At 71.2% G+C, this 23774-nt stretch carries 22 protein-coding genes; 10 read left to right on the top strand and 12 right to left on the bottom strand.

Annotated elements, in window-relative coordinates; translation table 11 throughout:
- Window positions 1-3: 3 nt before the first annotated feature.
- Entirely contained in the window at window positions 4-1065 is a 1062-nt protein-coding gene (locus ACYCO6_RS13120) for an SDR family oxidoreductase (RefSeq protein WP_459772195.1), read from the bottom strand.
- 105 nt (window positions 1066-1170) lie between these two features.
- Window positions 1171-2505 carry an omega-aminotransferase AptA gene (gene aptA, locus ACYCO6_RS13115; RefSeq protein WP_459772194.1) on the bottom strand — a complete coding sequence of 445 codons (1335 nt, stop codon included), beginning with the start codon at window positions 2503-2505 and terminating at the stop codon, window positions 1171-1173.
- A 155-nt stretch (window positions 2506-2660) separates the two neighbouring features.
- Between aptA and ACYCO6_RS13110 the strand changes: the two genes are divergently transcribed.
- Window positions 2661-3221: a cupin domain-containing protein gene (locus ACYCO6_RS13110; RefSeq protein ID WP_459772193.1), complete on the top strand. Its 561-nt coding sequence runs from the start codon at window positions 2661-2663 to the stop codon at window positions 3219-3221.
- A 207-nt stretch (window positions 3222-3428) separates the two neighbouring features.
- Here ACYCO6_RS13110 and ACYCO6_RS13105 read toward each other — a convergent pair whose 3' ends face one another.
- From ACYCO6_RS13105 to ACYCO6_RS13095, 3 genes are all read right to left on the bottom strand, one after another.
- Window positions 3429-4298, bottom strand: a complete 870-nt coding sequence (locus tag ACYCO6_RS13105) for an amidohydrolase family protein (RefSeq protein WP_459772192.1) — start codon at window positions 4296-4298, stop codon at window positions 3429-3431.
- A 2-nt stretch (window positions 4299-4300) separates the two neighbouring features.
- Complete coding sequence (locus tag ACYCO6_RS13100; protein ID WP_459772191.1) at window positions 4301-5605, bottom strand: MFS transporter; 1305 nt, start codon at window positions 5603-5605, stop codon at window positions 4301-4303.
- A 127-nt stretch (window positions 5606-5732) separates the two neighbouring features.
- Complete coding sequence (locus tag ACYCO6_RS13095) at window positions 5733-6215, bottom strand: hypothetical protein (RefSeq protein WP_459772190.1); 483 nt, start codon at window positions 6213-6215, stop codon at window positions 5733-5735.
- Window positions 6216-6424: 209 nt separating this feature from the next.
- On the opposite strand from ACYCO6_RS13095, the gene ACYCO6_RS13090 reads away from it, so the two are divergent.
- Entirely contained in the window at window positions 6425-7171 is a 747-nt protein-coding gene (locus ACYCO6_RS13090) for a phosphodiester glycosidase family protein (protein WP_459773555.1), read from the top strand.
- Between the two features lie 9 nt (window positions 7172-7180).
- Here ACYCO6_RS13090 and ACYCO6_RS13085 read toward each other — a convergent pair whose 3' ends face one another.
- Window positions 7181-8311: an NADH:flavin oxidoreductase/NADH oxidase gene (locus tag ACYCO6_RS13085; protein WP_459772189.1), complete on the bottom strand. Its 1131-nt coding sequence runs from the start codon at window positions 8309-8311 to the stop codon at window positions 7181-7183.
- Window positions 8312-8528: 217 nt separating this feature from the next.
- On the opposite strand from ACYCO6_RS13085, the gene ACYCO6_RS13080 reads away from it, so the two are divergent.
- On the top strand, window positions 8529-9002 hold the full coding sequence (locus ACYCO6_RS13080) for a hypothetical protein (protein ID WP_459772188.1): 474 nt from the start codon (window positions 8529-8531) through the stop codon (window positions 9000-9002).
- Between the two features lie 193 nt (window positions 9003-9195).
- On the opposite strand, the gene ACYCO6_RS13075 is transcribed toward ACYCO6_RS13080, so the two are convergent.
- Together ACYCO6_RS13075 and ACYCO6_RS13070 are read right to left on the bottom strand one after the other, a co-directional pair.
- Window positions 9196-11121, bottom strand: a complete 1926-nt coding sequence (locus tag ACYCO6_RS13075; RefSeq protein ID WP_459772187.1) for a propionyl-CoA synthetase — start codon at window positions 11119-11121, stop codon at window positions 9196-9198.
- 233 nt (window positions 11122-11354) lie between these two features.
- Window positions 11355-11537 carry a YdcH family protein gene (locus ACYCO6_RS13070; protein WP_459772186.1) on the bottom strand — a complete coding sequence of 61 codons (183 nt, stop codon included), beginning with the start codon at window positions 11535-11537 and terminating at the stop codon, window positions 11355-11357.
- Between the two features lie 173 nt (window positions 11538-11710).
- On the opposite strand from ACYCO6_RS13070, the gene ACYCO6_RS13065 reads away from it, so the two are divergent.
- From ACYCO6_RS13065 to ACYCO6_RS13050, 4 genes are all read left to right on the top strand, one after another.
- A complete protein-coding gene (locus ACYCO6_RS13065; protein WP_459773553.1) occupies window positions 11711-11929 on the top strand; it encodes a YdcH family protein in 219 nt (72 codons plus the stop codon).
- 78 nt (window positions 11930-12007) lie between these two features.
- Window positions 12008-12505: a 5-(carboxyamino)imidazole ribonucleotide mutase gene (purE, locus tag ACYCO6_RS13060; protein WP_459772185.1), complete on the top strand. Its 498-nt coding sequence runs from the start codon at window positions 12008-12010 to the stop codon at window positions 12503-12505.
- On the top strand, window positions 12502-13614 hold the full coding sequence (locus tag ACYCO6_RS13055) for a 5-(carboxyamino)imidazole ribonucleotide synthase (protein WP_459772184.1): 1113 nt from the start codon (window positions 12502-12504) through the stop codon (window positions 13612-13614). The genes purE and ACYCO6_RS13055 overlap by 4 nt, the downstream gene beginning before the upstream one ends.
- A 332-nt stretch (window positions 13615-13946) precedes the next feature.
- Window positions 13947-14819, top strand: coding sequence for a tetratricopeptide repeat protein (locus ACYCO6_RS13050; RefSeq protein ID WP_459772183.1), 873 nt, complete (start codon window positions 13947-13949; stop codon window positions 14817-14819).
- Between the two features lie 160 nt (window positions 14820-14979).
- On the opposite strand, the gene ACYCO6_RS13045 is transcribed toward ACYCO6_RS13050, so the two are convergent.
- From ACYCO6_RS13045 to ACYCO6_RS13030, 4 genes are all read right to left on the bottom strand, one after another.
- On the bottom strand, window positions 14980-16134 hold the full coding sequence (locus ACYCO6_RS13045) for an acyl-CoA dehydrogenase family protein (RefSeq protein ID WP_459772182.1): 1155 nt from the start codon (window positions 16132-16134) through the stop codon (window positions 14980-14982).
- 248 nt (window positions 16135-16382) lie between these two features.
- Complete coding sequence (locus ACYCO6_RS13040; RefSeq protein WP_459772181.1) at window positions 16383-17579, bottom strand: acyl-CoA dehydrogenase family protein; 1197 nt, start codon at window positions 17577-17579, stop codon at window positions 16383-16385.
- Window positions 17580-17583: 4 nt separating this feature from the next.
- Complete coding sequence (locus ACYCO6_RS13035; RefSeq protein ID WP_459772180.1) at window positions 17584-18771, bottom strand: acetyl-CoA C-acyltransferase; 1188 nt, start codon at window positions 18769-18771, stop codon at window positions 17584-17586.
- Window positions 18772-18785: 14 nt separating this feature from the next.
- Window positions 18786-20855, bottom strand: a complete 2070-nt coding sequence (locus tag ACYCO6_RS13030; RefSeq protein WP_459772179.1) for a 3-hydroxyacyl-CoA dehydrogenase NAD-binding domain-containing protein — start codon at window positions 20853-20855, stop codon at window positions 18786-18788.
- A gap of 336 nt (window positions 20856-21191) precedes the next feature.
- Between ACYCO6_RS13030 and ACYCO6_RS13025 the strand changes: the two genes are divergently transcribed.
- From ACYCO6_RS13025 to ACYCO6_RS13015, 3 genes are read left to right on the top strand one after another with little or no spacing between them, the layout of a single operon-like run.
- On the top strand, window positions 21192-22208 hold the full coding sequence (locus ACYCO6_RS13025; RefSeq protein ID WP_459772178.1) for an NAD(P)H-dependent flavin oxidoreductase: 1017 nt from the start codon (window positions 21192-21194) through the stop codon (window positions 22206-22208).
- Window positions 22205-22942 carry an enoyl-CoA hydratase/isomerase family protein gene (locus ACYCO6_RS13020; protein ID WP_459772177.1) on the top strand — a complete coding sequence of 246 codons (738 nt, stop codon included), beginning with the start codon at window positions 22205-22207 and terminating at the stop codon, window positions 22940-22942. Before ACYCO6_RS13025 ends, ACYCO6_RS13020 begins: the two co-directional genes overlap by 4 nt.
- Before the next feature lie 14 nt (window positions 22943-22956).
- Window positions 22957-23766: an IclR family transcriptional regulator gene (locus ACYCO6_RS13015; RefSeq protein ID WP_459772176.1), complete on the top strand. Its 810-nt coding sequence runs from the start codon at window positions 22957-22959 to the stop codon at window positions 23764-23766.
- Window positions 23767-23774 lie beyond the last annotated feature (8 nt).

Genomic DNA, 23774 nt, shown 5'->3' with positions numbered 1-23774 from the left:
GACTCAGGGGATCAGCCGGTCCGCGCGGAGCTGGCCGAACAGGTCGAAGAAGGCGTCGTCGGTGGGCTGATAGGCGGTGAAGCCGAGGCGGCGGCTCTTGCTCATGTCGGTGACGACCTCGATCGGCCGGCCGAGATCGGCATCCGTGTGCCAGGCCGAGGCCAGCTTGGTGAGATCCGGCTCGGCGAGGCCGTGGCGCCGCGCGATCTCCGCCCATGCCGAACCGTCCTGCGCCATCCGGGGTTCGAGGGGCCGGTGCGTGCCGTCGAACGGCACCGCCTCGATCCCGAACCAGTCGGCGATCCGGCCCCACATCCAGCTCCAGCGGAAGACATCGCCGTTGACGACGTTGAACGCCTCGTTTGCGGCCCTCGGCTCGGTGGAGGCCCAGAGCAGGTGACGGGCGAGAAGCCGCGCGTCGGTCATGTCGGTGAGACCGTGCCACTGCGCGGCCGAGCCCGGGAACAGGAAGGGCCGCCCGAGTTCCCGGCACAGGGTGGCGTAGCAGGCGAGCGTCGTGCCCATGTTCATGGCGTTGCCCACCGCCTTGCCGATGATCGTGTGCGGGCGGTGGACGCTCCAGGTGAAGCCGTCCCGATCGCTCGCGGCGACGACCGCGTCCTCCTGAGCGTAGTAGAAATTCTCGATGTCGAGCCGGCCCTGGTCCTCGCGGAAGGGCGTCTGCGGCAGGGTTCCTTTGCCGTAGGCCTCGAACGGCCCGAGATAGTGCTTCAGCCCGGTCACCAGGGCGACGTGGCGGACGCTGCCCTTCGGGCGGAGCGCATCGAGCAGGTTCTCGACCATGGCCTGGTTGACGCGGATCATCTCCGCCTCGGTAGGGCGCCGCTGCCAGGTCGCGAGGACCACGTGGGTCGGGGTGAGGTCGGCGAGCGCGCGCTCGAGGGAGGCCGGATCCTGCAGGTCACCGGCGACCGGCGCGACGCCGTCCTGCGCCACCGGACGACGCGCGAGGCCGGCGACCCGCCAGCCCTCTTGGTGGAGCAGCGCCGCGGTGGCGCTGCCGACGATCCCGCTGGCGCCGACGATCAAGGCGGTGTTCGACATGGAAGCCCTCGCACCCGGTGCCCGGCCCATCGCCGGGTCCGGGGCAGATGCGGCGCACGCACCTCGCTTCAAGGCCCGGCCGCGCCGGTCTTCCCTGCGCGCGGCTCAGGCGACCCGGTCGATCGCCGCGCCGAGGACGTCCACGATCTCGCCGATCTGGCCGCGCTCGATGATCAGCGGCGGCGACAGCGCGATGATGTCGCCGGTGACCCGGATAAGGAGGCCGCGGTCGAAGCAGTCGACGAACACCTCGTAGGCGCGCTTGCCCGGCGCGTCCGACCGCGGTGCCAGCTCGATGCCGGCGATAAGCCCGATGGTGCGGATGTCGATGACGTTTTTGCGCCCGCGCAGGTCGTGCATCGCCGACGCCCAATCGTCGGCGACGTCGGCGGCGCGGGTCAGCAGCCCCTCCTCCCGGTAGATGTCGAGGGTCGCGATGCCGGCCGCGCAGGCGATCGGGTGGCCGGAGTAGGTGTAGCCGTGGAACAGCTCGATCCCGTCCGGGCCCTGCATCAGCGCGTCGTGCACCGCGCGGCTCGCGAAGACCGCGCCCATCGGCACCGTGCCGTTGGTTAGGCCCTTGGCGCTGGTCACGAGGTCCGGGACAACGCCGAAATAATCCGTGGCGAAGGGCGCGCCGAGGCGGCCGAAGCCCGAGATCACCTCGTCGAAGATCAGCAGGATGCCGTGCTTCGTGCAGATCTCGCGCAGGCGCTCCAGGTAGCCCTTCGGCGGGATCAGCACGCCGGTCGAGCCCGCCACCGGCTCGACGATGCAGGCCGCGATGGTCTCGGCCCCGTGGAGCGCCACCAGCCGCTCCAGATCCTCGGCGAGCTCCGCCCCGTGCTCGGGCTGGCCCTTCACGAAGGCGTTGCGGGCCGGATCGTGGGTGTGGCGGAGGTGGTCTGTGCCGTTGAGCTGCGGGAAGACCCGCCGGTTCGACACGATGCCGCCCACCGACAGGCCGCCGAAGCCGACGCCGTGGTAGCCGCGCTCGCGGCCGATCAGCCGGGTGCGGGTCCCCTGCCCGATCGCCCGCTGGTAGGCGAGCGCGATCTTGAGAGCGGTGTCGACCGATTCTGAGCCGGAATTGGTGAAAAACACCCGGTCGAGGCGCTTGTCGGGGCCGCCCGGCGCGACCTCGGCGAGCCGCTCGGCGAATTCGAAGGCGATGGGGTGGCCCATCTGGAAGGTGGGGGCGAAGTCGAGCGTCGCCAGCTGGCGCTCCACGGCCGCGGTGATCCCCCGGCGGCCATGCCCGGCGTTGACGCACCAGAGGCCCGCAGTGCCGTCGAGGACCGCGCGGCCGTCGTCGGCCGTGTAGTGCATGCCCTTCGCGGAGACGAGCAGGCGCGGGGCCGCCTTGAACTGGCGGTTGGCGGTGAACGGCATCCAGAAGGCGTCCATCGCGGGCGCATTGCGGAGCGGATGGTCGGTCATGGCGGCAGTTCTCCGGAGTCGGGCGACCGGATCAGGGGACACCTTCGCCGAACGGGCAACAAGTCCTTTTCTGGTCGCCGCCAACCCCTTGCAGAATCAAGGTCGCGAGCGGCACCGTTGCGGGATCCGCAACACCTGAAACGGGACTCCGTGGGATGAGCATCGATGTCGGCGCGCGGCTGCGCTTCGTGCGGGCGCGCCACGGCCTGTCGCAGCGGACGCTGGCCAAGCGGGCCGGGGTGACCAACTCGGCGATTTCGCTGATCGAGGCGAACCGGGTGAACCCGTCGGTGGGTGCCCTGAAACGCATCCTCGACGGCGTTCCGATCGGCATGGCCGAGTTCTTCGCCCTGGAGCCGGAGCCGGAGCGCAAGGCGTTCTTCGCCGCCGACGAGCTCACCGAGATCGGCCGCCGGGCCGCCAAGGGGGCGATCTCGTATCGTCAGGTCGGCGACAGCCTGTTCGGGCGCAAGCTCCAGATCCTCAAGGAGCGCTACGAGCCGGGCGCCGATACCGGCCGGGTGCCGCTGTCGCACGAGGGCGAGGAGGGCGGCATCGTGCTCAGCGGCCGCCTGGAGGTCACGGTGGACGCGGAGCGCCGGATCCTCGGCCCCGGCGACGCCTACAGCTTCGACAGCCGCCGCCCGCACCGCTTCCGCTGCGTCGGGCCAAACCCCTGCGAGGTGGTGAGCGCCTGCACGCCGCCGAGTTTCTGAGGCCGCGTGCAGGCTTTATCGCGGGGGTGGCTGGCGTCGACCGGGTCCCCCAGCCCATCCCCCTCATCCTGAGGTGCGGCGTGAGCAGCCTCGAAGGAGCCCTCCAGCTGGCCGCGCGATCCCTGGAGCCCTCCTTCGAGGTCCGCTGACGCGGGCACCTCAGGATGAGGCTGTGACCGGGGTAGAGCCGGCGGATTGTCGTACCCGCTACCCGAAACCGTAAAGCCGCCGCGGATTGTCGACGAAGACGAGCTTGCGCCGGCCTTCGTCCGGAACCCAGTCGGCCATCAGGTCGAGAAGGGTCGTGGTCCGGGGCGGTCCGTCCCAGGCGGCCACATGCGGCCAATCCGAGCCCCAGACGCAGCGCTCGGGAGCGGCGTCGTTGAGCGCCCGGGCGAAGGGAATCGTGTCCGCGTAGGGCGGACCCGTTACGGAATCCCGGAAGGCGCCCGACAGCTTCACCCAGTTGCCGTCGGCGACGAGGCCGAGCAGCGCCTGGAAACCCGGATGGTCCACGCCGGCCGAGGTCGGCATGTGGCCCATATGGTCGAAGACCAGCGGCACCGGCAGCCGCGACAACCGGCCGGCGATCGGCTGCAGTTCCCGGGCATCGAGCAGGAACTGGAGATGCCAGCCCATCTCGCGGGCCAGCGCCCCGTAGGATTCCACTTGGTCGAGGCCGACCCCGCCGCCGAACAGGACATTGAGGCGCAGGCCGACCACCCCGGCCTCTTTCAGGGCGGCAAGTTCCGTGTCGGGCAGGCCCAGCGGGATCACCGCGATGCCGCGTAGGCGCTGCCGGTTGGCGCGCAGCGTCTCCACCATCAGCCGGTTGTCGGTCCCGTGGACGCTCACCTGGACCAGCACGCCGTTGGCCATGCCGGTCCCGTCGAGCATCGCGAGATACCGGTCGGCAGGGGCGGCCGGGGGCGTGTAGCTGCGGTCCGGCACCAGCGGGTAGTCCGGCGGCAAGCCGATGACGTGGGCATGCGTGTCGACCGCGCCGGCCGGCACGGCGTAGCGGGTCGGGCCGCCGGGATGCGGGTCCGGGGCGGGGCAGTCTCGAATCTCGGGCATGATCAGGAATCCGCGTGCAGAACCTTGCCGCGCGTCTCGGGCAGCGCGAACGCCGCCAGGAAGAAGATCCCGTAGGCAACGGCCGCGAAGATCGCGATGGCGGAAGCGAGGCCGGCGCGCTCCGCGAGGTAGCCGACGAGGGCCGGGAACAGGGCGCCGATGCCCCGGCCGAAATTGTAGCAGAACCCCTGGCCCGAGCCGCGCAGGCGGGTCGGGTACAGCTCGGTCAGGAAGGCGCCCATCCCCGAGAAGTAGCCCGAGGCGAAGAAGCCGAGGGGGAACCCCAGCAGCCAGAGCACCTCGTTCGAGAGCGGAAGCTGCGTGTAGGCGACGATGACCGCGATGGCGCCCAGCGAGAAGATCAGGAACAGCGGCCGCCGCCCGAGCCGATCGGCAAGCCAGGCCCCCACGAGGTAGCCGGCGAACGAGCCGATGATCAGCGCCGAGAGGTAGCCAGTGGAGGAGACGATCGACAGGTGGCGCTCGGTGGTGAGGAAGCGCGGCACCCAGGTGGTGATCGCGTAGTAGCCTCCCTGGCAGCCCGCCGCCGCCAGGGAGGCGAGCAGCGTCGTCTTCAGGATCGGCCCGGAGAAGATCTCCCAGATCTGCGGCCGGTCGCCGGCGGCGGCCGCCCGGGCGCGGGTTTCGGCGGCGACCTGCGGTTCCTCGACGTAGCGGCGCAGGTAGAAGACCAGCAGCGCCGGCAGGGCGCCCACCGCGAACATCCAGCGCCACGCGGTCTCCGGCGGCAGCAGCGAGAACAGCACCGCCTGCGACAGGACCGCCAGCCCCCAGCCGATCGCCCAGCCCGACTGGACGGAGCCGACGGCGCGGCCGCGGAACTCGGCCCGGATCGTCTCGCCGATCAGCACGGCGCCAGCCGCCCACTCGCCGCCGAAGCCGAGGCCGAGGATCGCCCGGGCGACGAGAAGCTGCTCGAAGTTCTGCACGAAGGCGCAGAGCAGCGAGAACAGCGAGAACCAGAGGATCGTGATCTGGAGTGTCAGCACCCGGCCGATCCGGTCGGCGATGAAGCCCGCGAGCCAGCCGCCCAGCGCGGAGGCCAGCAGCGTCACCGTGGCGGCGAGACCGGCCGTGCCGGAATCCACGTGCCACAGGCTCATGATCGTCCCGATCACGAGCGGGTAGATCATGAAATCCATGCCGTCGAGGCACCACCCCGCGGCGCAGGCCCAGAAGGTGTGCCGCTCCGGCGGCGTCATCGAGCGGTAGAAGGCTGTGAGGCTGGCGTCGTGGATCTCGACCGCGTCCACGCCCGCAGGCCCCTGTCCGGTTGCCGTACTCATCACTACCTCCCGTCGTCGATACCAGTATCAGCGTCCTAGGCTGAGCTGTCCAACGCTGCGAAGGGCTAGGCAAGGAAAAGGCCGCCCGAAGGCGGCCTGTCCCGGTCTTTTCGATGCCGGAGGGCGCTCAGTAGCACCGCTCGACCAGCACCCGGCGGTAGCCGTAGGGCGTCCAGCGGACCCGCGGGACCGTGTAGCAGCCATAGCCGTAGCCGTAATCGCCGTAGCCGTAGCCGACCGGCGCGTAGTAGCCGCCGTAGCCGTAGCCCGGATAACCGTATCCGTAGGCGCCGTAGAGGCTGCCGGCCGCGAGACCCAGGCCGACGCCAAGACCCAGGCCGCCGAGGCCGTAGCCGTAGCCGCCGCGCCAGCCATAGCCGCGACCGTAGAAGCCACGGCCGTAGCCGAAGCCGCCCGGACGGAAGCCGGCGCCCCGGAAGCCGCCGAAGCCGCCGTGAAAGCCGCCACCGCGGAAACCACCGAACCCGCCGCCATGGAATCCGCCGCCATGGAACCCGCCGCCGCCGAAGCCGCGGGCATCCGCGCTGGCCGGCGCCAGCGCCAGGGCACCCGCCGCCAGCAGGGCCGAGCCGAGCACTGCACCCTTCATCGCACCATCTCCGTGGATAAAACCGCCCTCTGGCGCAAGAAACGCCCGAGGCTTTGAAACAGTTCAGGCGCGGCCCGCGGCGCGCCGCCGCTGGCCCGCGCCCGCAAGCCTCAGGCTGGCTCCGGACTCGAAAATCGCCGCTTTCCAAGGCGAGAGGCGCCGCGACCGCCCCTCGCCGCCACCTTGAGCGGCATGAACGAGTGATGATGATGCGCCCGGCTCACGCCCTGTTGATCGCGCTCTTTACGCTGGCTCTCCCAACCTGCGCCGCGGGGGCGCCGGCCGGTCCGCAGCCCTGCCGTGCCGTCGAGGCCCAGGGCGAGACCTTCACCGTCTGCACGATCGACCTGCGGCGGCAGCGACTGCGGCTGTTCTGGCTCCAGCAGGACGGGCGACCCTACGGCTCCCTCGGCACGCTGGCCGAAGCGCAGGGCAGCCGTCTCAGCTTCGCGATGAATGCCGGCATGTACGACAAGGATCAGACCCCGGTGGGCCTCTACGTCGAGGACGGGCGCGAGATGAAGCGGGTCTCCACGGCGGACGGCCCGGGCAACTTCCACCTCAAGCCCAACGGCGTCTTCTGGGTGAAGGGCGAGCGAGCGGGCGTCCTCGATACCGCGCGCTATCTCCGGGCGAAGATCCGCCCGGACTACGCCACGCAATCCGGTCCGATGCTGGTGATCGACGGCCAGATCCACCCGAAGATCGCGGCCGACGGTCCGAGCCAGAAGATCCGCAACGGCGTCGGCGTGACGGAGGACGGGCACGTGGCGCTCTTCGCCATTTCCGAGCGCCCTGTGACGTTCGGGGCCTTCGCCCGGCTGTTCCGGGACGATCTCGGCTGCCGCAACGCCCTGTTCCTGGACGGGTCGGTCTCGAGCCTCTACGCGCCGAATCTCGGCCGCTCGGACATCAGCCGGCCCCTCGGACCCCTGGTCGGGGCTGAGCCGCGCTGACGCGCCCGCTCACCGCTGCCCGAAGGCCGTGCCCTTGAACAGGTCCTTGAACTCCCGCGGCTGGGAGCGCCAGTACTGCTTGGGTGCCCGCGCCGAGGCGCCGAGCTCGGCGGCCGCGTGCCAGGGCCAGCGCGGATCGTACAGCATGGCACGGGCGAGCGAGATCGCGTCCGCCCGGCCCTCCTGCAGGATCGTCTCCGCTTGGCGGGGTTCCGTGATCAGGCCCACCGCGATGGTGGTGAGCCCGGTCTCGGCCTTGATCCGCTCGGCATAGGGTACCTGATAGCCCGGCCCGAGCTTGATCGCCTGTTTCGGCGAGACGCCGCCCGTGGAGACGTGGATGGCCGGCGAGCCCGCCCGCTTGAGGGCCCGGGCCAGTTCCACGGTCTCGTCGAGATCCCATCCGTCCTCGACCCAATCGGTGGCCGAGACGCGGAGCCAGACGGGGCTGCCCGCCGGGACAACGTCGCGCACCGCGTCGTAGACCTCCAGGGGGAAGCGCATGCGGTTCTCGAGGCTGCCGCCGTAGGCGTCGGTGCGCTTGTTGGCGATCGGCGACAGGAACTGGTGCAGCAGGTAGCCATGGGCGCCGTGCAGTTCCACGGCCTCGATGCCGAGCCGAACCGCGCGCTTGGCGGTGGCCACGAACTGGTCGCGGACGCGCTTCAGGTCGGCGGCGTCGAGGGCGTGGGGCGGGACCTCGCCCTCCCCGTGGGCGACCGCCGACGGGGCCTCCGTGCGCCAGCCGTAGGGATGCTCCGGCGGGATTTGCTGGCCGCCGGCCCAGGGCGCCTCGCTCGACGCCTTGCGGCCGGCATGGGCGATCTGGATGCAGATCGGGATCGGCGTGTATTCGCGCACGGCGTCGAGCACGCGGGCCAGCGCCCGCTCACAGCCGTCGTTGTAGAGGCCGAGGTCCCAGGCGGTGATCCGCGCCTCGGGAGAAACCGCCGTGGCCTCCAGCGTCAGGAGGCCGGCCCCCGAGGCGGCGAGCTGCCCGAGATGCATCATGTGCCAGTCGGTGGCCTCGCCGTCGCGGGCCGAATACTGGCACATCGGCGCGATCAGGATCCGGTTCTCGAGCGTGAGCGCGTCGAGCGTCAGCTTTTCGAACAGGCGTGCGGATGTGACTTCGGTCATGGGCGGCTCCGGATGCGTGCCACCAATGTGGCGCAGGACGGACCCGGCGGCCAGCGCGGCAGGGCGGGGCCGCCATGTTGCACCACCATGCTGCACTGCCGCGCCGGGCGGGCATGCGGGAACCCGTCGGTCGGCCGGTCCGTTTTCCGGCCTGTCACCGCTGCTTGGCGCCCGACGCGAGCCGCCTGAGGGGGCGAGATCGCCCGAGGTCCTGATCATGATGCTCACGAGACTTGCCGCCCCGTTCATCCTGGCCGCCGGCTGCGCCGCTCTCGCGGCCCCGTCCTACGCCCAGCCGGCCGCCTTCGGCGGACCGAAGATGCTGATCCACGGCAATTATTGCGGTCCGGGCAACAACGCTCCGCTCCCGCCGATCGATGCCCTGGACGCAGCCTGCGCCCGCCACGATGCCTGCACGCCGCAGGGCGGCCTGCCGTCCCAGGCCTGCAACCTGCGCCTCCAGCGGGAGGCGACGCTGATCTCCCGCGATCCGCGCCAACCCGGGGACGTGCGCTCGCTCGCCGGCCTCGTCGCGGCCACCGCGACCCTGATCCCCTCCGAGCCGAACGCGCAGCGCCTGCCGGCTTCGGTCTCCACGGATCCGGCCCCGGGCGCCTACGCGCCGGCTCTGTCGCGGCCCGTGCCGGCCGTCGATATGGACGACGAACAGGGCGACGCCGACGTCGAGTAGGCGGTGCGCCCTCTCGGCGCTGGCCGGCCGCAGCCGGCCCGCTAGAGCATCGTCCCGAAAGGCGGCTGCCGGCTTTCGGGTAGGACGACACGCCAGAGCGCGCTGCGTCTCATAGGAACAGCAGCGCGCTCTTCATCTGAATCGTCGCATCACGGTTTCGGAAAACCGGATCTCACCTTTTGCGCACCCTGCGCTAGTCCGCACCGATCCCCCGCTCCTTCAGGCTCTCGCCGATCTCGTCGAGGGCCGCGGCATCGTCGATCGTCGCCGGCATGGTCCAGGGCTCGTGGTCGGCGATGCGCTTCATGGTGGCGCGCAGGATCTTGCCCGAGCGGGTCTTGGGCAGGCGGGGCACGGTGAGGGCCAGCTTGAACGCCGCCACCGGGCCGATCTCGTCGCGGACCTTGGCGACGAGCTCCCGCTCGATCGCCTCGGTAAGTCGGTCGACGCCGGCCTTGAGCACCACGAAACCGCAGGGCACTTCCCCCTTCAACGCGTCGCGGATGCCGATGACCGCGCATTCCGCCACGTCCGGATGGGCGGACAGCACCGCCTCCATGCCGCCGGTGGACAGACGATGGCCCGCGACGTTGATGATGTCGTCGGTCCGCCCCAGAACCGTGATGTAGCCGTCCTGATCGATCACCCCCGCATCCGAGGTGTCGTAGTAGCCCGGAAACGTGGTGAGGTAGCTCGACCGCATGCGCGCGTCCGAGCCCCAGAGCGTCGGCAGGCAGCCGGGCGGCAGCGGCAGGCGGATCGCGATGGTGCCCATCGTTCCGGCCGGGACGGGCTTGCCGCCCTCGTCCAGCACCTCGACCCGGTAACCCGGCATCGGCACGCAGGTGCTGCCGTGCTTCACCGGCAGGAGGCCGAGCCCCAGCGGGTTGCCCGCGATGGGCCAGCCGGTCTCGGTCTGCCACCAATGATCGATCACCGGCCGGTTCAGCACCCGCTCGGCCCAGGCGACCGAGTCCGGGTCGGCGCGCTCCCCGGCCAGGAACAGGCTGCGGAAGGTCGAGAGATCGTAATCGGCGATCCGGGCGCCCGCGGAATCCTCCTTCTTGATCGCCCGCAGGGCCGTCGGCGCCGTGAACAGGCACACCACCCCGTACTCGGAGACGACCCGCCAGAAGGCGCCGGCGTCGGGCGTGCCCACCGGCTTGCCCTCGTACAGAACCGTGGTGCAGCCATGCAGCAGCGGCGCGTACACGATGTAGGAATGGCCGACGACCCAGCCGATGTCGGAGGCGCAGAAATAGGGCTCGCCGGACTGGACGCCGTACAGGTTTGGCATCGACCAGGCGAGGGCCACGAGGTAGCCGCCCGTGTCGCGGACCACGCCCTTCGGCTTTCCCGTCGTGCCCGAGGTGTAGAGGATGTAGAGCGGGTCGGTGGCGGCGACCGGCACGCAGGCCGCCCGCTGCCCCGCCGCCCTGGCGGAAGCGACGGCCTCGGCCCAGTCGCGATCGCGGCCCGGCACCATCGCGGCGGCGGCTTGCGGGCGCTGGAGGATCAGGCAGGATTCGGGCTTGTGGCTGGAGGCCGCGATGGCCGCGTCGAGGAGCGGCTTGTAGGCGACCACCCGGTTCGGCTCGATCCCGCAGGAGGCCGCCAGCACCACCTTCGGGGCGGCGTCCTCGATCCGCACCGCCAGCTCGTTGGCGGCGAAGCCGCCGAACACGACGGAATGGACGGCGCCGAGCCGGGCGCAGGCCAGCATCCCGAACAGGGCCTCGGGCACCATCGGCATGTACAGGATCACCCGGTCGCCCTTGCCGACGCCGAGCCCGGCGAGCACGGCGGCGAGCACCGCCACCTCGTCGCGCAGATCCCGGTAGGTGATGCCGCGCTTCGTGCCGGTGACGGGGGAATCGTAGCGGATCGCGACCTGATCGGCCCGCGCCCCGTCGGCGTGGCGGTCGACGGCGTTGTGGCAGGCGTTGAGCGATCCGTCCGGGAACCAGCGGCCGTAGGGACCGGATTCCGGCGCGAAGGCCCGCTGCGGCGCCTGCGCCCAGTCGAGGGCCCGGGCTGCGTCGAGCCAGAACGCTTCCGGATCGCGGCTGGCTGCCTCGTAGATGCCGGGATAGCGGCCGGGAAGGCTGGCGTTCGTCATCGGTTGGGCGTTCCCTCGGGGCCGCTCTCCGGCGGCAGGGGCAGATTAGCCCATTCTCGCGCCCAGGGGAGACGGGGCCGTCACGCCCGGTGGCGATTGTCTTCGTAAGACGGACCGCGCCGGCCAGGGCGCGCCGCCGTCCGCGCGGATCGCAAGAAAGCCGCCGCCCCGGGGCTCCCGGGGCGGCGGCTTCCGTCATGCTGGGTTTGTTGGCTGTGGGACGGATCCGAGGGTCAGTGCAGCGTGGCGCCGTTTGCCTGGAGCCTGTTGATTTCGTCCTTGAGAAGGAGTTTCCGTCGCTTCAGCTCGGCAATATGGAGGTCGTTTGCCGAAGGCCTGTGGATCGCTTCCTGAATCTCACGCTCGAGGGCTTCGTGCTTCCGGGCGAGTTGGTTCAGATGCGTCTGCAGCGACATGAGCCGAATCTCCTGTCATCGTTTCGACATGTCGAGATTGGCACAGGACGCCGGACCTGTCGAAACGTTTTCTGCGGCTAAGTCTCACGAATGCTTACCGCGCCGGCTTGTCCGGCGCCTGGGCGTGACGCATGCTCTCGGGCAATGAACGGTCTTCGGATCCGCAGGTGACGATGGCGGAAGAGTCGGGTGAGAGCGGGCAGTCGGACCTCCTGGCCGAGCTGGCTCGGCTGCGCGAGGAGCACCGGGACCTGGACAGCGCCATCGAGGCGCTGGAGCGCAGCGTCGCTGGGGACCAGCTCCAGATCCAGCGCCTGAAGAAGCGCAAGCTCACGCTGCGCGACCGCATCTTCCATATCGAGGATGCGCTCACGCCGGATATCATCGCCTGATGCCGGTGGACGTCCCCGGGCGGTGCCTTGCAGCCGGCCCGCACCGCCTGTAAGCGGCCTCTTTTGCCGGGATCAACGATGACGTCGCCTCCGGTCGCGATCATCATGGGCAGCCAGTCCGACTGGGCGACCATGCGGCACGCCGCCGAGACGCTCGACGCGCTCGGCGTGCCCTACGACGCGCGCATCGTGTCGGCCCACCGCACCCCCGACCGCCTGGTGGCCTTCGCCAAGGGCGCGGTGGCGGCCGGCCTCAAGGTCGTGATCGCGGGCGCGGGCGGCGCCGCGCATCTGCCCGGCATGGCGGCGGCGATGACCCGCCTGCCGGTCTTCGGCGTCCCGGTAGAATCCAAGGCCCTCTCCGGCCAGGACAGCCTGCTCTCCATCGTCCAGATGCCGGCCGGCATCCCGGTGGGAACCCTGGCGATCGGCCGGGCCGGGGCGGTCAACGCGGCGCTCCTCGCCGCTTCGGTTCTGGCGCTCTCCGACCCGCAGCTGGCGGAGCGCCTCGATGCGTGGCGCGCGGCCCAGACCGCGTCGGTGGCCGAGCGGCCGGAGACGGAAGCACAATCGTGACGGACAAGACTCTCGGCCCCGGCTCCACCCTCGGCATCGTCGGCGGGGGGCAGCTCGGGCGCATGATCGCGCTCGCGGCCGCCAATTACGGCCTCAAGGTGCATGTCTACGCGCCCGACCAGGACAGCCCCGCCTTCGACGTGGCTGCCCGGACCACCTGCGCGGCCTACGACGACGCCGAGGCGCTCGCGGCCTTCGCGCGGAGCGTCGATGTCGTCACCTACGAGTTCGAGAACATCCCGCACGCCACTGCCGACATCCTGGCCCGGCACGCCCCCCTGCACCCGAACGCGCGGGCGCTCTCCACCACGCAGGACCGCCTGTCCGAGAAGGAGTTCGTCAACGGGCTGGGCATCCCGACCGCGCCGTTCCGGGCGGTGGACACGCCCGACGACCTCGACCGGGCGATCGAGGCGATCGGCCTGCCGGCGGTGCTCAAGACCCGCCGCTTCGGCTACGACGGCAAGGGCCAGCGCATGCTCCGCGAGCGGGCCGAGGGTGACCGCAACGCCCTGTTCGCCGAATTCGGCGGCGCGCCGCTGATCCTGGAGGGATTCGTGCCGTTCGACCGCGAGGTCTCGGTGGTCGGCGCCCGCGCCCGCGACGGCAGCTTCGCGGCCTTCGACCTGTGCGAGAACGAGCACCGCGACCACATCCTGGCGCTGACGCGCGTGCCGGCCCCCGGCGTGGCGCCCGAGACGGCCCGCGCCGCCCTCGACATCGCCAAGAGCATCGCCGACGCGCTCGACTATGTCGGCGTGCTCGCCGTGGAGATGTTCCTGGTGCGCGCGGACGGCGCCGAGCGCCTCGTGGTCAACGAGATTGCGCCCCGGGTCCACAATTCCGGCCACTGGACCATCGAGGGGGCGCTGACTTCCCAATTCGCCCAGCATGTCCGCGCCGTCTGCGGCTGGCCGCTGGGCGATCCCGCCCGGGTGGGCGACCTGCCGGTGGAGATGCGCAACCTGATCGGAGCCCAGGCCGACGACTGGCACGCGCTGCTCGCCGAGCCCGGCGCCCATCTGCACCTCTACGGCAAGGGCGAGGCGCGGCCCGGCCGCAAGATGGGGCACGTCACCCGGTTGGGCACCGCCCCGGCCGGCGCCTGAGGCTTCCAGGGCACACCTGCGCCGCCGCGTGCCGAGGCAAGGCCCCGGCGCGGCGCCGGGATACCGTCGAGCCATACCTTCGCCACATCCCGCCGCTTCCACCACGTCGTGGTCGGTGCCGAATGCGGTCGATCGATTCCGTCCGCGCCGTCCTTGTCCTGCCGGGACGGGCGACAGGCCGGGTCGCGACGGGGCGCTTCTTAAGCCGGCCTTCACCGTGATGCGCGACGGTGCCCCGGATCGGGTGTGCCCGGCGCGCGGCGCGGGCTCTTGGAAGTGAGGGGCGGGGCGGGCACGCAGGCTGCGGGCCGCGCTTCGGGGAGAGTGGGGCGATGATCGTACGCAACGGGCTGGTTCGGACGACGGCACTGGTCGGCGTGGCCGTGATCGCGGCCGCGGGTCTTGCCGGCTGCGAGACCGTGGGGAGCGCGGCCGGCCCGCGGCAATACGCGGTGCTGGAGACGGACACCACGGGCGCCACGAACGTCAACATCGCCTCGCTGACCGAGGTCGTGCAGCGCAACCCGAACGACGCGGCGGCCTACAACACCCGCGGCGCCGCCTACGCCCGCGCCGGCCAGTTCAGTGACGCCATCGCCGACTTCACCAAGGCGATCCAGATCGACCCGAACTCGGCCTCGGCCTACAACAACCGGGCGCTCGCCAGCCGTCAAGTCGGCCGCGACGGCGCCGCGCTGCAGGATTTCACCAAGGCGATCGGCATCGATCCGAATTACGGCCCGGCCTATATCGGTCGCGCCAATGTCGAGCGTGCGCAGGGCAACCTCGACCAAGCGTTGAACGATCTCAACGTCGCGATCCGGCTGATGCCCGAATCGGCCGAGGCCTACCATGCCCGCGGCCTCGTGCGGCAGAAGCAGGGTCAGGAGACCCAGGCGATCGCCGATTTCGACGCCGCCATCGACCGCAACCCCTTCGTGGCCGCGCCCTATGCGGCCCGTGGCCAGAGCCTGATCGCCACCAACCAGTACGCGAAGGCGATCGAGGACTACAACGCGGCGCTCAACGTCAACAACAAGGACGCGACCTCCTGGGCCTATCGCGGCCTGGCCTACGAGAAGCAGGGCCAGCGCAAGGAGGCGATGGAGAATTACCAGCGCGCCTCGACGATCGACCCGAACAATTCCGTCGCCCGGGCCGGCCTCGGCCGTGTGCAGGGCGGGGTGGGCTCGCTGTTCAACTGATCCCGGTCATCCCGCCCTCGCCCTCATCCTGAGGCGCCGGCGCGCAGCGGAGGCCTCGAAGGAAGCCTCCGGCCGGCCGCACGATCCCTGGAGCCCTCCTTCGAGGCTGCTTCGCAGCACCTCAGGATGAGGGCGTGGGTTGGAAAGAGGTCTCCTGCCTTCAGGCTGCCAGCAGCCCGTTCTCGTCCTGCGTGATCCGCCGCAGGTGATGGGCGGTGTCGCCGAACTGGTACTCGATCATGGCGAGCCGCTTGAAGTGGTGGGCGCCGAGATACTCCATGGTCATGCCGATGCCGCCGTGGAGCTGAACCGCCTCCTGGCCGACATATCGGCAGGCCTTGTTGATCTGCACCTTCACGGCCGACAGGGCCGCCGCGCGCGCCGTCGCATCCGCCGTGTCCACCATCATGGCGGCGTAGAGCGCCATCGAGCGGGCCTGTTCCAGCTGGATCAGCATGTCCACGGCCCGGTGCTGGAGCGCCTGGAACGAGCCGACGCTGACGCCGAACTGCTTGCGGGTCTTGAGGTACTCCACGGTCAACTTGTGGAGCGCGTCCATGGAGCCGACCGCCTCGGCGGCCAGCGCCGCGATGCCGTGCTCCACCACCCGCTCCAGGAGCGGCAGGCCGCCTTCCGGATCGCCCAGCGCCGCGTCGGCCGGGAGCTGCACCTCCGAGAAGGACACTTCCGCGGCTCGGCCGCCATCCTGGGTCGGATAGGCCTCGATCGCGACGCCGGCTGCGTCGGCCGGGACCAAGAAGAGGCCGATCCCGCTCGGGTCGCGCCGCTCCCCGGACAGGCGGGCGGAGACCACAATCAGCCCGGCCGCGTCGGCGTTGGGCACGACGCTTTTGGCCCCGCTCAGCACGAAGCCGTCACCGGAGCGCCGGGCCGTGGTGGCCACGTCCGCGAGGTCGTAGCGGGATTGGCGCTCGGTGTGGGCGAGGGTCAGGCGCAGGTCGCCGGCGACGAGGCCCGGGACGAGCCGCTCCTTCTGCGCCGCGCTGCCGCCGAGCCGCAGGGCGGTCGAGCCGAGAACGAGGCTTGCCAGCAACGGCTCGACCACGAGGTTGCGGCCCACCGCCTCCATCACCAGCATAGTCTCGACCGGACCGCCGCCGAGCCCGCCCTCCTCCTCAGAGAAGGGCAGGCCGGTGACGCCGAGCTCCGCGAAGGCCGCCCAGCCCTCTGCGGGGAAGCCGAGCGGCGCCTTCAGTCGCGCCTGCCGGCTCTCCAGCGACGGGTACAGATCGGCGGCGAGCCGCTCGACGCTGTCGCGCAGGAGCGACTGGTCCTCGTTCAGGTCGAAATCCATGGTGGTGTCCTCAGGTCTTTCCCTCCCCCCTCTGCGGGGGAGGGTGGCCCCTGCGTCGGCAGGGGTCGGGAGAGGGGAACCCGGCTTCCGGAGAGGGCGCGGCCTTCACGCGGCGCGGAGCCTTGTTCTGCACCGTCGCTCCCCTCTCCCGACCCCCCTTCGGGGGCCACCCTCCCCCGCAGAGGGGGGAGGGAAGGTGCGACCGGGATCGCTACGCCTTTCATACGCGCGTCAGCCCCGGGATCGTCTCACAACCCCAGAATGCCCTTGGCGATGACGTTGTGCTGAATCTCGTTCGAGCCGCCGTAGATCGAGACCTTGCGGTTGTTGAAGTAACTCGGTGCCGCCGCATCGACCCAGTCAAAGCCCCCCGGCAGGTTGTTGGCCCCTGCCCCGCGCGCCGGAGCCGCGAGCGCGAACGGCCCGGCGAGTTGCACCAAGAGCTCGGTCGCCGCCTGCTGGAGCTGCGAGCCGCGGATCTTGAGGAGCGAGGAGGCGGGGTCGGGCTCCACCGAATCCGCCCGGCCCTGCTTGGCCGCCACCCGCATCTGGGTGATCTCCAGGGCCTTCAGCTCGATCTCCACCTCCGCGACCCGGGCGCGGAAGTCGCGGTCGTCCCACATCGTGCCGGACCCGGCCGGCATCTCGCGGGCGAGGCGCTTGATGCGGGCGATCCGCTCCTTGGTGAGCCCGATCCGGGCGATGCCGGTGCGCTCGTTGGCGAGCAGGAACTTGGCGTAGTCCCAGCCCCGGTTCTCCTCGCCCACGAGATTCTCGACGGGCACGCGGACCGAGTCGAAGAAGACCTCGTTGACCTCGTGCCGGCCCTCCAGGGTGATAATCGGGCGCACGGTGATGCCCGGACTCTTCATGTCGATCAGCAGGAACGAGATACCGCGCTGCTTCTTGGCCTCGAAGTCGGTGCGGACGAGGCAGAAGATCCAGTCGGCATGCTGGCCGAGCGTGGTCCAGGTCTTCTGGCCGTCGACGACGTAGTGGTCGCCGTCGCGCACCGCCTTGGTCTTCAGCGAGGCGAGGTCGGATCCGGCGCCGGGTTCGGAGAAGCCCTGGCACCACCAATCGTCGAGGTTGGCCGCGCGCGGGAGGAAGCGTTCCTTCTGGTCCTGCCGGCCGAAGGTCGCCAGCACCGGGCCGAACATGTAGCAGTTGAACTGCTGCGGCAGCGGCACCGCCGCCTGGAACAGCTCCTCCGTGTAGATGTAGCGCTGGATCGGCGTCCAATCCCGGCCGCCCCATTCCTGGGGCCAGTGCGGCACCGCCCAGCCCTTGGCATTGAGGATCCGCTGGCTGGTGACGTAATCGTCCTTGGTGAGGCTTCGGCCTTCCGAGACCTTGCGGCGGATCTCCGCTGGGATCTCCGTCCTGCAGAAGGTCCGGACCTCGTCGCGGAACGCGATTTCCGCGTCGGTGAAGCGCAGGTCCATCGGCTCAGCTCCGGGCGATCTCGAACAGGCCGGCGCAGCCCTGGCCGCCGGCCACGCACATGGTCACGACGGCGTAGCGCGCCCCGCGGCGGCGACCCTCCAGCAGGGCGTGGCCGACGAGCCGCGCCCCCGACATCCCGAAGGGGTGGCCGATGGCGATGGCGCCGCCGTTGACGTTGACCTTCTCCGGGTCGATCCCGAGCGTGTCGCGGCAATAGACCGACTGGGACGCGAAGGCCTCGTTCAGCTCCCACAGGTCGATATCGGCGACCGTCAGCCCCTGACGCTTCAGGAGTCGCGGCACGGCGAAGACGGGGCCGATGCCCATCTCGTCCGGGCCGCAGCCCGCCGAGGCGAAGCCCCGGAAGGTGCCGAGCGGTTCGAGGCCCCGGCGCGCCGCCTCGTCGGCCGACATCAGCACGCTGGCCGAGGCACCGTCCGAGAGCTGGCTGGCATTGCCCGCCGTGATGAAGGCGCCCTCCCCGCGTACCGGCTTGAGCTTGGCGAGACCCTCCAGGGTCGTGTCGGGCCGGTTGCCCTCGTCCTTGGCGAGCTGCGTCTCCACCTCCCGGGTCTCGCCGGTGGCCTTGTCGGTCACCGCCATGACGGCGCTCATCGGGACGATCTCGTCGTCGAAGAGGCCGCGCGCCTGCGCGTCGGCCGTCCGGCGCTGGCTCTCCAGGGCGAATTGGTCCTGCGCCTCCCGGGAGATGCCGTACCGCTCCGCCACGATGTCGGCGGTCTCGATCATCGGCATGTAGATCGCCGGCAGGTGCGCCTCCAGCCACGCGTTACGGGTCAGCTCCCGCTGCACCTTCGGCTGGACGAGGCTGATCGACTCGACGCCGCCGGCCACCGCCACCGGCACGCCGTCGAGGATGATCCGGCGGGCCGCGCTGGCGATCGCCTCCAGGCCTGAGGCGCAGAAGCGCGAGACCGTGACGCCGGCCGACTCGACCGGGATCCCCGCCACGAGCGCCGCGTGCCGGGCGACGTTGCCGCCGGTCGCGTTCTCCGGATAGCCGCAGCCGAGCACCACCTCCTCGACCGCCTCCGGCTCCAGGCGCGCCCGGTCCAGGGCGCCGCGGATCGCGTGGGCCGCGAGGTCGGCGCCGCGAGTGAGGTTCAGCGCGCCGCGGTGGGCCTTGCCGATGGGCGTGCGGGCGGTCGAGACGATCACCGCGTCGGTCATGATCTCTCTCCCGCTCAGGCGTTCTTCAGGCCGGCGAAGCTGCCGCCCTCGGCGGCGAGGCGCCTCAGGAGCGGCGCTGGCACTTGGCTGTCGTCGCCGGTCTCGGCCGCGAAGCGCTCAAGCGCCTCGGCGATCGACTTCAGACCAACGCTGTCGGCCCAGTGCATCGGACCGCCGCGCCAGGCGGGCCAGTTGTAGCCGTTGATCCAGATCGTATCGATGTCGCCGGGCCGCGCCGCGATCCCCTCCTCCAGGATCCGCGCGCCCTCGTTGACCATCGGGTACATCAGCCGCGCGATGATTTCTTCCGAACTGAAGCTGCGGCGGGTTACGCCGTGCTCGGCAGCGACACGCTCGATCAGCGCCTCCACCTCAGGGTCGCGCGTGCCGGTGCGGGCGCCGTCGGGATAAAGGTAGAAGCCGCGGCCGGTCTTCTGGCCGTAGCGGCCCTGCTCGGCGAGCGAGTCGGCGACGGGAGCCCGGCCGCCGAAATCCTTGCGCGAGCGCCAGCCGATATCGAGGCCCGCGAGATCGCCCATGGCGAAGGGCCCCATCCGGAAGCCGAAACCGGTCACCGCGGCGTCGACCTCGTGGGGCAGCGCGCCCTCGAGCAGCAGCCGCTCGCCGGCCCGGCTTCGGCGCTCCAGCATGCGGTTGCCGACGAAGCCGAAGCAGACGCCGACCGTCACCGGCAGCTTGTTGAGGCGCTTGCCCAGGTCGAGGGCGGTGGCCAGCACGTCCGGGGCGGTCTTCTCGGCCCGGACCACCTCGACGAGGCGCATGACGTTGGCGGGGCTGAAGAAGTGCAGGCCGAGAACGTCCTGCGGCCGATTCGTGACCGCCGCGATGGCGTTCACGTCGAGATAGGAGGTGTTGGTGGCCAGGATCGCGCCCGGCTTGGCGATCCGGTCGAGCGCCGAGAAGATCTCGCGCTTGACGCCCATGTCTTCGAAGGCGGCCTCGATGACGATGTCGGCCTCTGCGGCGTGCTCCAGGCCGAGCGCACCGGTGATCCGGCCGATCCGCTCGTCGCGCTGGGCCTCGGTGATCGAGCCGCGCTTGGCCGAGCCGGCATAGAGGCCTTTCACCCGGTCGAGGCCGCGCTCCAGGGCGCCGCCTTCCGTCTCGATCACTGTCACGGGAATCCCGGCATTGGCGAAGCACATCGCGATGCCGCCGCCCATCGTGCCGGCGCCGATCACCGCCGCCGTCCGGATGGTGCGGCGAGGCGTGTCCTTCGGCAGGCCCGGAACGCGGGCGGCCTCGCGCTCGGCGAAGAAGGCGTAGCGCAGGGCCTTGGAGCGCGGATCCTCGACCAGCGTGCGGAACTCGGCCCGCTCCACCGCCACGGCGGCGTCGAAATCCTGCTCCAGGCCGGCGCGCACGGCCCGCGCCAGGGCGTGGACATTGGTGGCGTCGGGATCGCGCTTCACCGCCTCGGCCGCCTGCGCCTCGAACCGGTCGCGCGCCTCGGGCGTGAGCTTCTCGGACCGGTCGCGCACCCGCGGCAGCGCGCCCGAATCGGCCAGTTCCAGGGCCCGGGTCCGGGCCTCCGCCACGAGGTCGCCCAGCACAACGGCGTCGACGATCCCGAGCGCCGCAGCCTTCTCGGCGGAGACGGGCTCGCCGGTGAGCATCATCGGGAAGGCGGCGTCGGGCCCGATCAGGCGGGGCAGGCGCTGCGTGCCCCCCGCCCCCGGGATGATCCCGAGCTTGATCTCCGGCAGGCCGATTCTGGCCGACGGGGCCGCCACGCGACCGTGGCAGGCCATGGCCAATTCCAGGCCGCCGCCCAGGGCCGCGCCGCCGATGGCGGCCACGACGGGCTTCGGGCTGGCATCGAGCCGGTCCAGCAGATCCGGCAGGCTCGGCGGCTGCTGCGGCTTGCCGAACTCGGTGATGTCGGCGCCCCCCACGAACACCCGGCCCTCGGCGGCCAGGACGACCGCCCGGACCGAATCATCCGCGATGGCCTGCGCCAGGGCCTCGTCGAGGGCCGCCCGCATCGCGGCGCCGAGTGCGTTGACCGGCGGGTTGGCGAGCGTGAGCACGGCCACGCCGCCATCGACCTCGTGACGAACCACCCTGGACTTCCTCCTGTTCTGCAGTGCAGAATATTTGTCTGCAATTGGCCGGGATGTTGGGTCGACGGATCGGCCTCGTCAAGGCCATCGCCGCGACGGTTTCCGGGACCCTGTCGCTGTTCTGCATTGCAGACTTCTGTAACCGGAGCCGTTTGACCGGCTTCCGCCAACCGTGTCATCAAAACCGCTCCGGGCGGGATCGGCCACGGTCGCCGCGGATGCGGCGCCGACGGACCGGGCGCTGGGGAAGGGGAGGAGCGCGATGCACAGCATCGATCCGAGCGGGTGGACGGGCAGCGCCCGTTCGGCGCGCCAGCCGATGGCGGGGCGCGGCCGGTGAGCGACGGTCCCGAGCAGCTCCAGGCCGGACGCCTGCCCGAGGCCCTGCGCGGACGTCTTGCCCTGCCGGTGATCTGCGCGCCGATGTTCATCGTCTCCGGCCCGGAGCTGGTGATCGCCCAGTGCCTGTCCGGCGTGGTCGGCTCGTTCCCGGCGCTCAACGCCCGGCCGGCCGAGCTGCTGGACGAATGGCTCACGCGAATCACGCGCGCGCTCGCGGAGGCCCGCGCGGCGGACCCGTCGAGAAAGGTCGCCCCCTTCGCGGTGAACCAGATCGTCCACGCCTCCAACGACCGGCTGGCCCAGGACGTCGAGGCCTGCGTCCGGCACCGGGTGCCGATCATCATCACCTCGCTGCGGGCGCCGGACGCGGTGATCCGCCCGGTTCACGCCTATGGCGGCGTGGTGTTCCACGACGTCACCAACGTCCGCCACGCCGAGAAGGCGCTGGAGGCGGGCGTCGACGGGCTGATCCTCGTCTGCGCGGGCGCGGGCGGCCATGCGGGGACGCTGAGCCCCTTCGCCCTCGTCGGCGAGATCCGGCGCTTCTACGACGGGCCTCTGATCCTCTCGGGGGCGATCACCTCGGGTTCGGCGATCCTGGCCGCCCAGGCCATGGGGGCCGATCTCGCCTATATGGGTACGCGGTTCATCGCCACCCGCGAGGCGAACGCCGCCCCGGCCTACAAGGACATGATCGCCGGCAGCGCGGCTTCCGACATCCTCTACACCCCCTACTTCACGGGCGTGCCGGGCAATTACCTGACGCCGAGCATCCGCGCCGCCGGGCTCGATCCCGACGCGCTGCCCGTGCGAGACAAGACCGCGATGAACTTCGGCAGCGGCAGCGTGAAGGCGTGGCGGGACGTCTGGGGCGCCGGCCAGGGGGTCGGCACCATCGCGGACGCGCCGGCCACCGCCGACCTCGTCGCCCGGCTCGCCCGGGACTACGCGGCGGCGCGGGCGCGGGTCTCCGGCCTGTCGGCGGCCTACGCGGGCGAGGCCGTTCCGTGAGCGTCCGCATCGCCGATCCGGAGCCCGGGATCCGGTTGATCACCATCGACCGGCCGGAGCGGCGCAACGCCCTCGACCGGGCCGCCTATGCGGGCCTGACCGCCGCCTTCGAAGCCGTGTCTCACGACGACGGCGTGGGGGCCGCCGTTCTCACCGGCGCCGGCGGCTGCTTCACCGCCGGCAACGACCTCAAGGACTTTCAGGACGTCGAGACCGGAGGTGACAGCCCCGGCCTGACCTTCCTCAAGGCCCTACGCGCCTGCCCGAAGCCGGTCGTGGCGGCGGTGGAGGGCCATGTGGTCGGCATCGGCACGACGCTGCTGCTGCACTGCGACCTCGCCTATGCGGGGGACGGCGCCCGGTTCCGGCTGCCGTTCACGGCGCTCGGCCTCAGCCCGGAGGGCGGGTCGAGCTACCTGCTGCCGCTGGTGGCGGGTTCGAAGCGCGCGGCCGAGCTGCTGATGCTCGGCGAGCCCTTCACGGCCGCCGATGCCGTGTCGGCCGGCCTCGTCAACGTCGCCGTCCCGGCGGGAACGGCGCTGGAGACCGCGCTGGCGAAGGCGCAGTCGCTCGCCGCCCTGCCCCGAGCCTCCATCGCCGCCACCAAGCGGGCCCTGCGCCGCGGCCACGAGGAGGCCGTCGCCCGCGCGCTCGCCGAGGAGGCAGAGGTCTTCCACGCGCTCCGCCGCGGACCGGAGGCGCAGGCGGCCTTCGCGGCGTTCCTGCGCCGATGACGGCCGGGGAGACGATGGTGCTGCCCGAGCCCGACGCGGCCGGACCCGGCAGGGACGGCGCGAAAGAGGATCGCCACTTCGTCACGGCGCTCGCCCGGGGGCTGGCGGTGCTCGCCTGTTTCGGGCCGGGCCGGACGAGCCTCGCCAACCACGACATCGCCGAGACCTGCGGGCTACCGCGCTCCACCGTGTCGCGGCTCACCTACACGCTGACCAAGCTCGGCTACCTGCAGCACATGCCGGAGATCGGCCGCTACCGGCTCGGCACGGCGACCATCGCGCTCAGCTCGGCCGCCTTGGGCGGGCTCGACGTGCGCGCCATCGCCCGGCCGGTGCTGCGGGCGGTGGCGGAGGCGGCGAACGCCTCGGTGGGGCTCGGCGTGCGCGACCGGCTCAGCATGCGCTACGTCGATTGCCAGCGCGGGCCGGCGGCGATCTCGCTGAATCTCGATACCGGCTCGCGCATTTCGCTCGCCCGCAGCGCCATGGGGCGCGCCTACGTGGCCGTCTGCCCGGATCGGGAGCGCGAGAGCATCTACGAGGACCTGGAGGCCCTGGACCCGGTGGCCTGGCCCGCCCTGCGCGCCGGCCTCGACCGGGCGGTGGTGGAGCACCGGGAGATCGGCTGCTGCACCTCGTTCGGCGAGTGGCAGGAGACCGTCTGCGCCATCGCGGTGGGCTTCCATCCCGGGGGCGGCCTGCCGCCCATGTCGGTCAATTGCGGCGCCCCCACCGTCATCACCGACGCGCGTTTCCTCATGGAGGTGGCGCGCCCGAAACTCATCGAAGCCGTGCGCGGCCTCGACGGCGTCATGGGAGCCTGAGGATGACT

The sequence above is a fragment of the Methylobacterium sp. CM6257 genome, assembly GCF_054611515.1.
This window is presented reverse-complemented; position numbering and strand designations above follow the sequence as displayed.

Bases quoted from the DNA above. Each gene is read 5' to 3' on its own strand.
- ACYCO6_RS13120 (WP_459772195.1), bottom strand. From the start codon at position 1,065: ATGTCGAACACCGCCTTGATCGTCGGCGCCAGCGGGATCGTCGGCAGC.
- aptA (WP_459772194.1), bottom strand. From the start codon at position 2,505: ATGACCGACCATCCGCTCCGCAATGCGCCCGCGATGGACGCCTTCTGG.
- ACYCO6_RS13110 (WP_459772193.1), top strand. From the start codon at position 2,661: ATGAGCATCGATGTCGGCGCGCGGCTGCGCTTCGTGCGGGCGCGCCAC.
- ACYCO6_RS13105 (WP_459772192.1), bottom strand. From the start codon at position 4,298: ATGCCCGAGATTCGAGACTGCCCCGCCCCGGACCCGCATCCCGGCGGC.
- ACYCO6_RS13100 (WP_459772191.1), bottom strand. From the start codon at position 5,605: ATGAGTACGGCAACCGGACAGGGGCCTGCGGGCGTGGACGCGGTCGAG.
- ACYCO6_RS13095 (WP_459772190.1), bottom strand. From the start codon at position 6,215: ATGAAGGGTGCAGTGCTCGGCTCGGCCCTGCTGGCGGCGGGTGCCCTG.
- ACYCO6_RS13090 (WP_459773555.1), top strand. From the start codon at position 6,425: ATGCGCCCGGCTCACGCCCTGTTGATCGCGCTCTTTACGCTGGCTCTC.
- ACYCO6_RS13085 (WP_459772189.1), bottom strand. From the start codon at position 8,311: ATGACCGAAGTCACATCCGCACGCCTGTTCGAAAAGCTGACGCTCGAC.
- ACYCO6_RS13080 (WP_459772188.1), top strand. From the start codon at position 8,529: ATGATGCTCACGAGACTTGCCGCCCCGTTCATCCTGGCCGCCGGCTGC.
- ACYCO6_RS13075 (WP_459772187.1), bottom strand. From the start codon at position 11,121: ATGACGAACGCCAGCCTTCCCGGCCGCTATCCCGGCATCTACGAGGCA.
- ACYCO6_RS13070 (WP_459772186.1), bottom strand. From the start codon at position 11,537: ATGTCGCTGCAGACGCATCTGAACCAACTCGCCCGGAAGCACGAAGCC.
- ACYCO6_RS13065 (WP_459773553.1), top strand. From the start codon at position 11,711: ATGGCGGAAGAGTCGGGTGAGAGCGGGCAGTCGGACCTCCTGGCCGAG.
- purE (WP_459772185.1), top strand. From the start codon at position 12,008: ATGACGTCGCCTCCGGTCGCGATCATCATGGGCAGCCAGTCCGACTGG.
- ACYCO6_RS13050 (WP_459772183.1), top strand. From the start codon at position 13,947: ATGATCGTACGCAACGGGCTGGTTCGGACGACGGCACTGGTCGGCGTG.
- ACYCO6_RS13045 (WP_459772182.1), bottom strand. From the start codon at position 16,134: ATGGATTTCGACCTGAACGAGGACCAGTCGCTCCTGCGCGACAGCGTC.
- ACYCO6_RS13040 (WP_459772181.1), bottom strand. From the start codon at position 17,579: ATGGACCTGCGCTTCACCGACGCGGAAATCGCGTTCCGCGACGAGGTC.
- ACYCO6_RS13035 (WP_459772180.1), bottom strand. From the start codon at position 18,771: ATGACCGACGCGGTGATCGTCTCGACCGCCCGCACGCCCATCGGCAAG.
- ACYCO6_RS13015 (WP_459772176.1), top strand. From the start codon at position 22,957: ATGGTGCTGCCCGAGCCCGACGCGGCCGGACCCGGCAGGGACGGCGCG.